Source organism: Pseudaminobacter soli (ex Li et al. 2025) (assembly GCF_003012705.1).
GTDB classification, from domain to species: Bacteria; Pseudomonadota; Alphaproteobacteria; order Rhizobiales; family Rhizobiaceae; genus Pseudaminobacter; species Pseudaminobacter soli.
The window spans coordinates 97,477-111,288 of the sequence record NZ_PXYL01000001.1 but is presented as its reverse complement, the minus strand read 5'-3'; the positions used below and the strand labels follow the sequence as shown (position 1 = coordinate 111,288).

Below are 13,812 nucleotides of genomic sequence, written 5' to 3'. Positions count from 1 at the left end.
GACCTCATGCAAAAAGACATAAACATATCTTTATGTGATGTTTCGTCGGTTTGCAACGGCGAATGTCGCGCGCGAACCATCATATGGCGCTAAGTCGGAAGGATGACAGTACGCATGGGCATGTTCGAACAACGCGAAGGCGAACACCCGCTGGCCGAAGACCCGGCAACCATGCCCGGCGACGGCCATGTCGTGTTCATCGGCCGCATACGCTCGCCATGGACCACACGCGACGATTGCCCCAAGAACATGCGCGCCGCGCGGGAACAGGGCGGCGGCGCGACGGTTGAGGTCGACGCACCCTATCGGCCGGGACTGGAAGGGCTCGGCCGCGCCAGCCATGTGGTGATCCTGACCTGGCTGCAGCACGCGCCACGGAATCTAATCATCCAGAAGCCGCGCCATGCCTCTGACGCCAAAGGCGTTTTTGGCTTGCGCTCCCCTGCCCGACCCAACCCGGTCGGCCTGCACATCGCGCGGCTGGTCGGGCTCGACATGGAGACAGGCATTCTCACGCTCGACGCCATCGACGCGCTCGACGGCACGCCGGTTATCGACCTGAAGCCCTACATTCCCAGCGTCGATGCCTATCCCGACGCCGTGTTCGGGCGGTCCGAATGACAAAGCCCTCCACCGGCCGCCAGCGCGCCATTGCCAAGGCCCTGACGGCGCTTCTGCCCATGGCGCCCTATTCCGACACCGAGCGCATCCGCGCCGACGCCGGCGCGCCGCACCTGAAAACCTTGCCGCCGACGATCGCCGTATGGCTGGCCACCGTCGCCCATGTGCGCCACCAGCACACCGACTACGAGGGGCTGCTGGAGGAAGGCTACGACCGCGACTCCGCACGCTTCTTCGTCGTCGGCCAGGTCAACGAGGTGCTGACGCGCTGGCGCGCGACCCGCCTGCTCGACCCGGACGACGAGGACGAATGATCCTTCCCTGCCGCGATCACGATTGATCGACCGCGTTTGAAAAGCCGTATCCGCCGCTCATATCACTGGGCGGAGTTTTCCGTTCACGCACGTCAGTTGCACGGCAAAGGATTGCGGTCATGGCGCAGAAGGTTTGGTTTATCACCGGAACATCGAAGGGTTTTGGGCGCGTCTGGGCGGAAGCCGCCCTCGCCCGTGGCGACCTCGTCGCGGCGACGGCACGCAATCCCGACAGCCTGGCGGAACTGGTCGAGAAATACGGCAAGAGCGTCGCCGCCGTGAAGCTGGACGTCGACGACAAGAAGGCCGTCGATGCGGCGGTGGCGGAAGCGCACAAGCGTTTCGGCCGGCTGGATGTCGTCATCAACAATGCAGGCTATGGCCAGTTCGGCGCCATCGAGGAGGTGAGCGAACAGGAAGCGCGTGACCAGATCGAAACCAATGTGTTCGGCGCCCTCTGGGTCACGAAGGCCGCGCTGCCCATCATGCGCGCGCAACGCTCGGGTCACATCATCCAGATCTCCTCCATCGGCGGCGTGAACGCCTTCTCTTCGCTCGGTCTTTATCACGCCTCCAAATGGGCGTTGGAAGGTTTTAGCCAGGCGCTGAGCCAGGAAGTCGCCGAGTTCGGCATACATGTCACGCTGGTCGAGCCGGCCGGCTTCTCCACCGACTGGGGCGGCCCTTCGGCGAAATTCGCCGCGCCGATTTCTGCTTATGACGATGCGCGCGCCAAGATGACCCACCTCCGCCAAACCACCGTTCCCGGCGATCCCGATGCGACCGGCCCAGCCATGCTTGCTCTGGTGGATGCAGCCGAGCCACCGCTGCGTGTCTTCTTCGGCGATGTCGGCCTGCCGATGATCAAGCAGGAATATGCCAACCGCATCGCGCTCTGGGAAAAATGGGACAACATCGCGCTGATGGCGCAGGGTCCGAAGGGCAACCGCTAGTGAAGAACTGAACTGCCGCGCAGACGGCAGTGGATAGCGCGGGCTACGCCCGGTAGATCCACTGTTCGGGCACGCGCACGGAAACCTCTTCGCCCTGCTCGATGCGGCCTGGCTTTTCGACCCAGCCGATGAGCCCGCGCAGGCGCCTAGCCGCCTTCGGGAACAGCAGCGCGCCCGCTTCGATATCGGCCATGCCGGCGCGCTCGGCGATGCGGCGGCCGGCGATGCGGCACGGGGCGTTCTGCCCATCGACCTTCAGCGTCACGCCGCCTTTGAAGAACAGCATGGTGCCCGACGGCAGCATGGACAGGTGCGGCACGCCGTCGAGGACGAGATTGGCGCCGATCCATTCAGGCCTGATTTCCGCAAGCCCCATGCCCTCGGCCGCCAGCGCCAGCTCGTCGGCCGCAAGGATAGACAGCTGGCGTTCGTTGCGCATCTCGGTGCCGCGCGGATACCACGGCTCGCGCCCGCCCGAGCGGCGCGTGTGGCCCGCATGGTAGTCGTTGAAGATACCCCGGAAATCCAGCTCCAGCGCATCTGTCGCCCGCGTCTCGAAATCGTCGTTCTCGGCGATGTAGACCCCGGCCACGCGAGCATTCAGCTTCCTGGCGGGCAGGATTTCGATTTCATCGGCGGGGCTTTGCAGGTCGAGCATGGGATTCCTCATGTTTCGGCGCGAAGATGCCGATGCGTCGCCTTCACGTCCAGCCAAAAAGCCTGATCGGTACATGAGCGGGACTGATTGGTGTCTGACAGCGGAGAGCTTGTGCCTCGCCGAAGATTTGCCCTTACATCATCCTCAGCAGCGCGCCGCCAATGGAATAGCCCGCACCGAAAGCGCAGAGCAGGCCGTAGTCGCCGGCCTTCATGTCGGCGTGGTTTTCCTCGAGCGCGATGACGGCGCCCGCGCCGGCCGTATTGCCCAGCCGCTCCAGCACCATAGGCGCGCGGTCGTGACCAACTTCGTGGCCGAAGGAGAGTTTTAGGATCATGGCGTTCATCCGCGCATTGGCCTGATGCAGCCAGAAGCGGCGAATATCGTCCGGCGTCTGGCCGTGCTCGGCCAGGAAGTCGACGATGAAGCGATGGCCGGCGACGGTGACGTCCTTGAACACCCGGTTGCCGACCTGCTTGATCATGTTGCCTTCCAGCTCGATCATGTAGGGATCTTCCTGGGCGGTGCGGGTGAGATAGCCGAGATTGGTGCGGATGTTGTTCGAAAGCTGCGTCCACAGCCGCGTGTCGAGCACCTCGAAGCAGCCGGGCCGCACCTCGTCCTCCCCGATCGCCTCGACCACCATGGAGGCCGAAGCGTCGCCGAAGATGAAATGCGTCTGGCGGTCGCGGAAATTGAGATGGCCGGTGATGATCTCCGGCGTCGTCACCAGCACGCGCTTCTGCACGCCCGCGCGCACCAGGCCGGCGGCTACATGCAGGCCCGCCGCGGCCGAGGAGCAGCCCAGCCCCATGTCGAAGCCCGCGCCGCGCGTGCCCATGGATTGCTGCATCTCGATGGCGATCGCCGGGTAAGGCCGCTGGTGGTGCGACGCCGAGCAGATGACGAGATCGACATCCGCCGGTCCTACGCCGGCATGCGCCAGCGCCTTGCGCGCCGAGGCGATGCCGAACTCTGCTTCCAGCGACAGATCGTCGTCGGCGCGGGCGGGAATGCGCGGCGCCATGCGGGTCGGGTCCAGAATGCCTTCGCGGTCGATGACGTGGCGCGTCTTTACGCCCGATGCCTGGACGATGAAGTCGGCATCCGACTTCGACAGCGGCTCCAGCCCCTGCCCGGCGCGCTTCAAATTCTCGGCATCTACCCAGGCATTGAAGCTTGCGACCAGCTCTTCATTGGTGATGCGGGCCTCGGGGATTTCGACGCCGATGCCGCTGATGATGACGCGCTGCATGCTTTTGATTGTCCTGTGCGCATGCCCTCGACGATCTATACGCGCACGCCTTCAAGATCGTCAGCCTATTGTTGCAGTGCGGCAGTTTACGTCAGCTTAACCTGCCGCGCCAAGCAGGCTGCTTCCTATCTTCGTTGCGCCACGATGAAAAGTCGTGGAAAGCGCAGTAGCACCTTGCCGTTGGCCGCCGGCGGATAGGCCGCAGCGATGCGCTCGGCATAGGCAGCGAGGAATGCCTGCCGCTCCTGCTCCTCCAGCGGATCGATGAAAGGCCGCAGTCCCGTCCCCTTGACCCATTCGACAATCGCAGTGGCATCCGCCAGCGGATGATTGTAGATGGTGTGCCAGATGTCGAGCCGCGCGGCCTGTGGGCCCAGAAGGTCGTAATACGACACGACAGGCGGCAGCGGCGCGCGGGCGGCCCCGGCGATCTTGGCTGCGAAGGGCATGGCGGCGGCCGTCTCGCGCATGGCCACATGCGAGGGCTCGCCCATATTGTCGGGCATCTGCACGGCCAGGAAGCCGCCCGGCGCCAAGAGGCCGAGCAGCCGCGCCAGAACCTGCTGGTGATTGGGCAGCCACTGGAACACCGCATTTGCGAAGATGACGTCCACCGGCTCGTCCGGCGTCCAGCTTTCGGCATCCGCGATCCGGAAGTCGACCGAAGACAGCCGCTTCTTCGCGTCTTGGATCATGGCCGGCGAGCTGTCGAAGCCGGACACCTTTGCCTCCGGCCAGCGCTCGACCAGAAGCTCGGTGGAATTGCCTGGCCCGCAGCCGATGTCCACCACATGGCGCGGACGTTCGATGAGCACCTGCGCCAGGAGATCACGCGCGGGCCGCGTCCGCTCGTCCTCGAATTTCAGATATTGCGAAGCGGACCAGTCTTTCATCGGCATAGGCTCCTGCAGGCACACAAAACAAAAACGCCCCGCCGGTATGGGCGGGGCGTTGGCATTTCTTAGCGGGTGAGCCGCTTGTAGGTCATCCGGTGCGGGGTCAGCGCATCCGGTCCGAGGCGACGGACCTTGTCCTTCTCGTAGTCTTCGAAGTTGCCCTCGAACCACTCGACATGGCTGTCGCCCTCGAAGGCCAGGATGTGCGTGGCCAGACGGTCGAGGAACATACGATCGTGGCTGATGATCACGGCGCAGCCGGCGTAGTTTTCCAGCGCGTCTTCAAGTGCTGCCAAAGTTTCGGTGTCGAGATCGTTGGTCGGTTCGTCGAGCAGCAGCACGTTGCCGCCCGAGCGCAGCATCTTGGCGAGGTGCACGCGATTGCGCTGACCGCCGGAGAGGTTGCCGACCTTCTGCTGCTGGTCGCCGCCGCGGAAGTTGAAGGACGAGCAGTAGGCGCGGGTGTTTGCCTCGAACTTGCCGAGCTTGACCACTTCGGCGCCGCCCGAGATTTCTTCCCAGACGGTCTTGTTCGGGTCGAGCGCATCGCGGCTCTGGTCGACATAGCCGAGCCTGACCGTCTCGCCGATGCGGATCGAGCCGGCATCCGGCTTCTCCTGACCGGTGATCATCTTGAACAGCGTGGTCTTGCCCGCGCCGTTCGGGCCGATGACACCGACGATACCGCCGGGCGGCAGCTTGAACGACAGGTCTTCGATCAGCAGTTCCTCGCCGAAGCCCTTGTTGATGCCCTCGACCTCGATGACGACGTTGCCGAGGCGCTCGCTGTGCGGGATGACGATCTGCGTGTCCGTCGGACGGCGGCTGTCGGCCGCCTCCAGAAGTTCCTCGAAGGCCTTGATACGGGCCTTGGACTTGGTCTGGCGGGCCTTCGGGCTGGAGGCGATCCACTCGCGCTCGCGGGAGATGGCGCGCTGGCGCGCGTCATCCTCGCGGCCTTCCTGCTTGAGGCGCTTGGCCTTGGCTTCCAGATAGGCGGTGTAGTTGCCCTCGTAGGGAATGCCGCGACCGCGATCTAGTTCGAGGATCCAGCCGGTGACGTTGTCGAGGAAGTAGCGGTCGTGGGTGATGAGCAGCACCGAGCCCTTGTAGGCGCGTAGGTGCTTTTCAAGCCAAGCCGTGGTCTCGGCGTCGAGGTGGTTGGTCGGTTCGTCGAGCAGCAGCAGGTCGGGCTCGCTGAGCAGCAACTTGCACAGCGCCACGCGGCGACGCTCACCGCCCGAAAGGTTGGTCACGTCCGCGTCCTTGGGCGGGCAGGCCAGCGCTTCCATCGCCATCTCGACCTGCTGTTCGAGATCCCAAAGGTTCAGGCGGTCCATCTCGTCCTGGAGATGCGCCGATTCCTCGGCGGTCTCGTCGGAATAGTTCATCATCAGCTCATTGTAGCGCTCGATGATGGCCGTCTTCTTGGCGACGCCATCCATGATGTTCTCGAATACGGTCTTGCTCGGGTCGAGCTGCGGCTCCTGCGCGAGGTAGCCGACGGTCGCACCATCGGCGAGCCAGGCTTCACCGGTGTATTCCTTGTCGAGCCCGGCCATGATCTTGAGGATCGTCGACTTACCGGCGCCGTTGGGGCCCAGAATGCCGATCTTGGCGTCTGGGTAGAAGGAAAGATGGACGTTTTCGAGAACTTTCTTGGTGCCGTAAGCCTTTGAGAGCCCGGACATGTGATAGATGAACTGGCGTGCCACGCGCGCTTATCCCATGAATCTGTTTCGGAAGTTGCGCGCTATGTAGGCGATACAGCCCGAAACGGCAAATGCTTTCGGTCCCGGGGCCCAGCCTCCCCCTCTCGTTACCTCCAGCCTGTGCCCGAAAAGGCAACCTTTTCGCCTCTGCCGCGCTATCTTGTTGCGAGGCTGCCAAATTGCAGCTCCCGCATCGGCATGGGAGACAATCCATGGCGCTGACCCGGAGACAGACCATCGCGGGCCTCGCGGGAGTGGTTGTTGCATCCGGCCTGATGCACCGCGCCAAAAGCGAAAGACTAATCCAGCGATTTTCGCGCAGGCAGGCGCGCCAGCTGGCGCGGGAAGCCTGGGTTCTGGGAATGCCGCCGGTCTACATAGAACGGCAGTGGCTTCTCTCCAGCAATGTCTCCCGGCCCAATGACCGGCAGGCGCCGATGAACCAGTTCGCACATTTCCGCGACTTCCCGGACGTCGACACCCAGATCGCCGCCACCATGAATGTCGATACGCTCTATTCCCTCGCCTGCCTCGATCTCAAGGCCGAGCCGATCGTGCTGTCGGTGCCCGAAATGGGCGATCGTTACTGGATCATGCAGCTGGTGGACGCATGGAACAACGTTCCCGCCGCGCCGGGATCGCGCACCGTCGGCGGCAAGGGCGGCGATTTCGTCCTTGTCGGCCCGCGATGGCACGGGTCGATCCCCGGGGGGCTTACCCACCTGCACCTGCCGACGACCATGCTGCTGCTGAAAGGGCGCACCTACGTCGCCAATGAGGCCGATCTGCCCGCGGTTCATGCCCTGCAGGACAAGTACCAGCTGGTGCCCCTGTCTTCCTGGGGAAAGCCCTATACGCCGCCCACCGACGTGCCGATAGACAAGGCCCTCGACACGAAGAAGACCGTTCAAGAGCAGACGCTGCGCATGTCGCCGGACACGTTCTTCAACAACCTCAATCGGTTGCTGGTCTACAATCCGCCTGAACCGTCGGATCCGGCCACCATGGACCGCCTCACGCGGCTGGGCATCGTCCCTGGGAGGAACTTCGACTTCGCATCCTTCGATCAGAGCCTGCAGCAGGACGTCTATGACGGCGTGCGCGACGGACAACGGGACATGCAATCGGTGGACCGGGGCAAGGCGGTAAATACGTGGCGGTTCGCCCTCGATATGGGACGCTTCGGCAAGAACTACGCCTATCGCGCAAACTCGACGTTCTTCGATGTCGGCGCCAACCTGGCCGAAGATGCGATCTATCCGACCACGGCCGTCGATTCCAACAACCTGCCTCTCGACGCCGAATACCGCTATGTCCTGCATTTCAGGCAAGACGAGATACCGCCGGTCAAGGCGTTCTGGTCACTTACCATGTACGACAGCAGCGGCTTCCTCTCGCGGAACCCGATCAACCGCTATGCCCTCGGCGGCCGCAGCCAGATGATCTACGGCAAGGACGGTTCGCTGACGATCTTCATCCAGCGCGATTCTCCCGGCTCGGACAAGGAAGCCAACTGGCTGCCGACACCGGACGGAGGCGGGATGATGCTGATGCTGCGCCTCTACGAGCCGCGCCAGGAGGCGATCGACGGCACATGGAAGCCGCCGGCGATCCAGAGGGTCGAATACAACTAGCGGCCAGACCTGCTATGCCTTGATCCGCCAGCCGGTCCTGAAGATCCACCAGATCGTGGCAAGGCAGACGGTGAGGAACACCAGCGTCATGCCAAGGCTGATGCCGACATTGACGTCCGATATGCCGAAGAAGCTCCAGCGGAAGCCGCTGACCAGATAGACCACCGGATTGAGCAGCGACACCGAGTGCCAGAACGGCGGCAGCATGTCGATGGAATAGAAGCTGCCGCCCAAGAAGGTCAGCGGGGTCACGATCAGCAGCGGCACCAGCTGCAACTGCTCGAAATTGCCGGCCCAGATGCCGATGATGAAGCCGAACAGGCTGAACGTCACCGCCGTCAGCACCAGGAACAGAACCATCAAGAACGGATGCTCAATGTGCAGCGGCACGAACAGCGAGGCCGTGGCGAGGATGATCAGGCCGAGGATAATGGACTTGGACGCCGCAGCACCGACATAGGCTATGACGATCTCCAGATAGGACACCGGCGCCGATAGCAGCTCGTAGATGGTGCCGACGAATTTCGGGAAATAGATGCCGAAGGAGGCATTGGAAATGCTCTGCGTGAGCAGCGAGAGCATGATCAGCCCCGGCACGATGAAAGCGCCGTAGCTGACCCCGTTGATCTCGCTGATGCGCGAACCGATGGCTGCGCCGAAGACCACGAAATAGAGCGAGGTGGAGATGACCGGTGAGACGATGCTCTGCAGCAGCGTGCGCCAGGTACGCGCCATTTCGAACAGATAGATCGCGCGGATCGCGTAAAAATTCATCGCCGTTCCCTCACCAGATTGACGAAGATGTCTTCCAGCGAACTCTGCTTGGTCTGCAGGTCCTTGAACCGGATGCCAGCCTCGTTGAGGTCCTTGAGCAGCGAGGTGATGCCGGTACGCTCGCCCTGCGCGTCATAGGTGTAGACGAGTTCATGCCCGTCCTCGATCAGTTCCAGCCCGTGGTCCGCGAGCACGGCGGGCACCTGGTCGAGCCGGTTCTGCAGCTGCAGCGTCAGCTGCTTGCGGCCGAGCTTGCGCATGAGTTCTGCCTTGTCCTCGACCAAGATGATCTCACCCTGGTTGATCACCCCCACGCGGTCGGCCATCTGCTCGGCCTCCTCGATATAGTGGGTGGTGAGGATGATGGTGACGCCGGTTTGCCTGAGTGAGCGCACCAGCTCCCACATGTCGCGGCGCAACTCGACGTCGACGCCCGCGGTGGGCTCGTCAAGGAAGAGGATCTGCGGCTCATGCGCCAGCGCCTTGGCGATCATCACGCGGCGCTTCATGCCGCCCGAAAGCGTGATGATCTTGTTGTCCTTCTTGTCCCAGAGCGAGAGGTCCTTCAGCACCTTCTCGACATAGGCCGGGTTGGCCGGCTTGCCGAACAGGCCGCGGCTGAAGCTGACTGTCGCCCACACCGTCTCGAAGGCGTCCGTCGCCAGTTCCTGCGGCACAAGGCCGATGCGCGTACGCGCTGCGCGATAGTCGCTGATGATGTCGTAGCCGTCGGCCAGCACCGTGCCTTGGGACGGATTGACGATGCCGCAGATGATGCTGATCAGCGTCGTCTTGCCCGCCCCGTTGGGGCCAAGCAGCGCAAAAATCTCGCCGCGGCGGATTTCGAGATTGATGTTCTTCAGCGCCGTGAAACCGGACGCATAGGTCTTGGAAAGATTCGAAACGGAAATGACCGGCTTCATGACAACGTGAGCAAGATAGGTTGGGGGGAGCGCTTTCACAGCTGACCATGAAAGAGCGGCAGAAGGCAGACCCGATTGCGAAGTGAACGCAATATATGGGCTGCCGCGGCTCACACAAGGGCGGTCCTGACCGCTCCTGACATCGGGACAACTCGGCCCCTGCCCTTGACGCCGAAACTCGCCACCGCAACACTGCCGCCAGGGTAAGGGGTGAAATGATGCCGTTCGACAGGCAGATGCATCTTCAGTCGCCGAGCGGCGCCAGGATCAATCTCTATACGCGGCGCGCCGAGGGCCAGCCGCTGGGCGTGATCCAGGTCAATCACGGCCTTGCGGAACACGCCGCCCGCTATGCGCGCTTTGCCGACACCATGGCGGCCGACGGCTTTCACGTCTATGTCCATGACCATCGCGGCCATGGCGATACCTCCGCCCCCCATACGGTGCGCGGCATGTTCGCCACCGAGGCCGGCGTCGAAAGCGTCATGGCAGATGTCGGCGCGGTCCACACGCTCATCGGCGCGGAGCATCCCAACCTGCCGGTCATCGTCTTCGGCCATTCTATGGGCGGCATTGTCGCGCTGAATTACGTGCTGCGTCATCCCCAAGGCGTTGGCGCCGCCGCGGTCTGGAACGCCAATTTCTCCGCCGGCATGCTCGGCCGACTGGCGCAGGCGCTGCTGGCCTATGAGCGCTTCCGGATGGGTTCCGACGTGCCCTCGCGCATCCTGCCGAAGCTGACATTCCAGGACTGGGCCAAGAAGGTGCCCGACCGCCGTACCGATTTCGACTGGCTGTCGCGCGACGAGGCGGAGGTCGCCAAATACGTCGCCGATCCGCTCTGCGGCTGGGATGCGACGGTATCGATGTGGCAGGACGTCTTTGAGATGATCTTCTTTGCCGCTGACGACCGCAATTTCTCGGGGCTTTCCCGCGAGCTTCCATTGCACCTGGTGGGCGGCGAGAAGGACCCGGCGACCAATGGCGGCAAAGCTGTCAACGATCTTGCCGGACGGCTCGGGCGAATGGGCTTTTCGAATCTGTTTGCAAAGGTTTACGCCGAGACCCGCCACGAAAGCCTGAACGAGCTGAACCGTCACATCATCGCGGCGCAATTTGCCGACTGGGCCAAATCGGTGGTGACAAAGTGACCTGACCAACCCCTGGCACAGCGTATCCGTCGTGACACGACCGCCACATTGTTGCTAGAGCGTTCACGTCCCTCTGTCAGTTCATCTCAGGACGTTTCATGGCTACTCCCCCGCTTCACGGCATCCGCGTCATCGAGCTCGCCCGTATCCTCGCCGGCCCCTGGGCCGGGCAATTGCTGGCCGATCTCGGCGCCGACGTCATCAAGGTCGAGAGCCCGAACGGCGGCGACGACACACGCAAGTGGGGCCCGCCCTTCGTGGAAGGCCATGACGGCGAGAACCTGTCGGCTGCCTATTACCATTCCTGCAATCGCGGCAAGCGCTCCATCGCCGTCGACTTCTCGACGCCCGAGGGCGCCGAGACGATTCGCAAACTCGTTGCCACTGCCGATGTGCTGATCGAGAATTTCAAGCTCGGCGGCCTGAAGAAATACGGCCTCGACTATGAGAGCCTGCGCAAGATCAACCCGAAGCTCGTCTATTGCTCGATCACCGGCTTCGGCCAATCCGGCCCCTATGCGCCGCGCGCGGGCTACGACTTCATCGTCCAAGGCATGTCGGGCCTGATGTCCATCACCGGCCCGGCCGGCGGTGAGCCGCAGAAGGTGGGCGTGGCCGTCACCGACATCTTCACCGGCCTCTATTCGGTCATCGCCATCCAGGCCGCACTTCGTCATGCGGAAAGCACCGGCCAGGGCCAGCATATCGACATGGCGCTGTTCGACGCGCAGGTTTCCGTCCTTGCCAACCAGAACCTGAACTATCTGGTCTCCGGCGTGCCTCCGGTGCAGATGGGCAATGCCCACCCCAACATCGCGCCCTACGAGGTGCTGCCGGTGAAGGATGGGCATTTTATCCTGGCGGTCGGCAATGACGGGCAGTTCAGAAAGTTCTGCGCCGTGATCGGGCTCGAAGAGCTGGCCGATGACCCGCTTTACGCCACGAACGCCGCGCGCGTGGCCAACCGCGTCACACTGCGCGAGAAGATCGTGGCCGCACTTGCCGCCTTCGAACGCACGCCGCTTCTGGATGCGCTGGAGGCGGCCCATGTGCCGGCAAGCCCGATCAACAATATCGGCCAGTCATTCGCCGACCCGCACGTCATTGCGCGCGGCATGCGCCTCGACCTCGACGACGGCCACGGCAACAACCTGCCTTCGGTGCGCGCGCCGATGCTGCTTTCGGAAACGCCGCTGACTTACGAACGCCCCTCGCCGCGCCTTGGCGAGCACACAGAAGAAATACTCGCGGAACTGGAGAAAATGGGATCATGAAAACCGGCGGCCAACTGATCGTCGAAGCACTCGAAGCCAATGGCGTCGAGCGCATGTACTGCGTGCCGGGCGAGTCCTACCTCGCTGTGCTGGATGCGCTTCATGACTCGCCCATCCAAAGCATCGTCTGCCGCCAGGAAGGCGGCGCGGCAATGATGGCCGACTGCGCCGGCCGGCTCACCGGCAAGCCCGGCATCTGCTTCGTCACCCGCGGCCCCGGCGCGACCAATGCCTCGGCCGGCATCCACATCGCCCGGCAGGATTCCATCCCGCTCATCATGTTCATCGGCCAGGTGGCCAGCCATGCCCGGGAGCGCGAAGCGTTCCAGGAGGTCGACTACCGCGCCTTCTTCGGCCCCATCGCCAAATGGGCGACCGAAATCGACGACGCCGCGCGCATTCCCGAAATCGTCACGCGCGCCTTCTCGGTCGCCACTTCCGGCCGCCCCGGCCCGGTGGTGATCTCGCTGCCGGAAGACATGCTGACCAGCGAAGTGGAAGCGCCCGTCGCCCTGCCCTTCACGCCGGTCGAGACGCAGCCCGGCGAGGCCGAGCTTGCCGAACTGGAAAAGCTGCTGGCCGGCGCCAAGCGCCCCTTCGTCATTCTCGGCGGCTCGCGCTGGAACGAGAAGGCAGTGGCAGATTTCCGCGCGGTGGCGGAGGCCTGGTCGCTGCCGGTCGGCGTGTCCTTCCGCCGCCAGATGCTGTTCGACCACCTGCACCCGAACTACGCGGGCGATGTGGGCATCGGCATCAACCCGAAGCTCGCCGCGCGCATCAAGGACGCGGACCTCATCCTGCTCGTCGGCGGACGTTTTGGCGAAATGCCCTCGTCCGACTACACGCTGATGAAGAGCCCCTATCCGGACCAGAAGCTGGTGCATGTCCATCCGGACTCGAGCGAGCTCGGCCGCGTCTATCGTCCGACCGTCGCCATCAACGCCTCGCCGGCCGCCTTCGCCGCAGCCTTCGCGGCTCGCAAGCCCGCCGGCAAGCCGGCATGGGCCGATGCGGCGGCTGAGGCGCATGCGGACTACCTCGCCTGGTCGACGCCGCCGAAAACCGGCCCGGGCGCGGTGCAGATGGGCCCGATCATGGACTATCTGGAGAGCGTGCTGCCCGAGGACGCCATCCTCACCAATGGCGCGGGCAACTACGCCACCTGGGTGCATCGCTTCCACCGCTTCCGCCGCTATGCCACGCAGGGCGCGCCGACCTCGGGCTCGATGGGCTATGGCACGCCGGCGGCGGTCGCGGCAAAAGCCACCTTCCCTGAGCGCACTGTGGTCGCCTTTGCAGGTGACGGCTGCTTCATGATGAACGGCCAGGAATTCGCCACCGCCGTGCAGTACAACCTGCCGATCATTGTGGTGGTTGTGAACAACGGCATCTACGGCACGATCCGCATGCACCAGGAGCGGGAATATCCGGGCCGCGTCGAGGCGACCGATCTGCGCAATCCGGATTTTGCGGCCCTTGCCCGCGCCTATGGCGGCCATGGCGAGACGGTGGAAACCACCGACGCTTTCGCGCCCGCCTTCGAGCGCGCCAAGGCGAGCGGCAAGCCGGCGATCATCGAGATCAAGCTCGATCCCGAAGCGATCACGCCGGCCCGCACGCTGACCGACATCCGCGAAAAGCGCTGAT

13 protein-coding genes are annotated in these 13,812 nt (G+C 63.7%); 7 read left to right on the top strand and 6 right to left on the bottom strand.

The genetic code is table 11. The features are described from left to right. Positions 1–120: 120 nt before the first annotated feature. The 3 genes from tsaA to C7I85_RS00465 all read left to right on the top strand — a co-directional run bounded on the left by tsaA (position 121) and on the right by C7I85_RS00465 (position 1,888). Positions 121–621: a tRNA (N6-threonylcarbamoyladenosine(37)-N6)-methyltransferase TrmO gene (tsaA, locus tag C7I85_RS00475; RefSeq protein WP_106722558.1), complete on the top strand. Its 501-nt coding sequence runs from the start codon at positions 121–123 to the stop codon at positions 619–621. After that, positions 618–935, top strand: coding sequence for a DUF2293 domain-containing protein (locus C7I85_RS00470; RefSeq protein ID WP_106721997.1), 318 nt, complete (start codon positions 618–620; stop codon positions 933–935). The genes tsaA and C7I85_RS00470 overlap by 4 nt, the downstream gene beginning before the upstream one ends. Positions 936–1,054: 119 nt before the next feature. Next, entirely contained in the window at positions 1,055–1,888 is an 834-nt protein-coding gene (locus C7I85_RS00465) for an SDR family oxidoreductase (protein WP_106721996.1), read from the top strand. Positions 1,889–1,931: 43 nt separating this feature from the next. On the opposite strand, the gene C7I85_RS00460 is transcribed toward C7I85_RS00465, so the two are convergent. From C7I85_RS00460 to ettA, 4 genes are all read right to left on the bottom strand, one after another. Beyond that, positions 1,932–2,546, bottom strand: a complete 615-nt coding sequence (locus C7I85_RS00460; RefSeq protein ID WP_106721995.1) for an MOSC domain-containing protein — start codon at positions 2,544–2,546, stop codon at positions 1,932–1,934. A gap of 133 nt (positions 2,547–2,679) precedes the next feature. Beyond that, positions 2,680–3,801 (bottom strand): beta-ketoacyl-ACP synthase III, encoded by a 1,122-nt coding sequence (locus C7I85_RS00455; protein ID WP_106721994.1) that lies wholly within the window; start codon positions 3,799–3,801, stop codon positions 2,680–2,682. A 125-nt stretch (positions 3,802–3,926) separates the two neighbouring features. Further along, a complete protein-coding gene (tam, locus tag C7I85_RS00450; RefSeq protein ID WP_106722557.1) occupies positions 3,927–4,694 on the bottom strand; it encodes a trans-aconitate 2-methyltransferase in 768 nt (255 codons plus the stop codon). 68 nt (positions 4,695–4,762) lie between these two features. Next, on the bottom strand, positions 4,763–6,412 hold the full coding sequence (gene ettA, locus C7I85_RS00445) for an energy-dependent translational throttle protein EttA (RefSeq protein WP_106721993.1): 1,650 nt from the start codon (positions 6,410–6,412) through the stop codon (positions 4,763–4,765). A gap of 209 nt (positions 6,413–6,621) precedes the next feature. Here ettA and C7I85_RS00440 point away from each other — a divergent pair, with 209 nt between their 5' ends. Next, positions 6,622–8,043 (top strand): DUF1254 domain-containing protein, encoded by a 1,422-nt coding sequence (locus C7I85_RS00440; RefSeq protein WP_181257040.1) that lies wholly within the window; start codon positions 6,622–6,624, stop codon positions 8,041–8,043. A gap of 12 nt (positions 8,044–8,055) precedes the next feature. Here C7I85_RS00440 and C7I85_RS00435 read toward each other — a convergent pair whose 3' ends face one another. Next, positions 8,056–8,817 (bottom strand): ABC transporter permease, encoded by a 762-nt coding sequence (locus tag C7I85_RS00435; RefSeq protein WP_106721991.1) that lies wholly within the window; start codon positions 8,815–8,817, stop codon positions 8,056–8,058. Further along, the gene (locus C7I85_RS00430; RefSeq protein ID WP_106721990.1) at positions 8,814–9,740 is read right to left on the bottom strand and encodes an ABC transporter ATP-binding protein; all 927 of its coding nucleotides are present in this window, start codon (positions 9,738–9,740) and stop codon (positions 8,814–8,816) included. The genes C7I85_RS00435 and C7I85_RS00430 overlap by 4 nt, the downstream gene beginning before the upstream one ends. 218 nt (positions 9,741–9,958) lie before the next feature. On the opposite strand from C7I85_RS00430, the gene C7I85_RS00425 reads away from it, so the two are divergent. The 3 genes from C7I85_RS00425 (at position 9,959) to C7I85_RS00415 (ending at position 13,811) form a co-directional block, all read left to right on the top strand. Beyond that, positions 9,959–10,891 (top strand): alpha/beta fold hydrolase, encoded by a 933-nt coding sequence (locus C7I85_RS00425; RefSeq protein WP_106721989.1) that lies wholly within the window; start codon positions 9,959–9,961, stop codon positions 10,889–10,891. 98 nt (positions 10,892–10,989) lie between these two features. Then, on the top strand, positions 10,990–12,165 hold the full coding sequence (locus C7I85_RS00420; RefSeq protein WP_106721988.1) for a CaiB/BaiF CoA transferase family protein: 1,176 nt from the start codon (positions 10,990–10,992) through the stop codon (positions 12,163–12,165). After that, a complete protein-coding gene (locus C7I85_RS00415; protein WP_106721987.1) occupies positions 12,162–13,811 on the top strand; it encodes a thiamine pyrophosphate-binding protein in 1,650 nt (549 codons plus the stop codon). Before C7I85_RS00420 ends, C7I85_RS00415 begins: the two co-directional genes overlap by 4 nt. Position 13,812 lies beyond the last annotated feature (1 nt).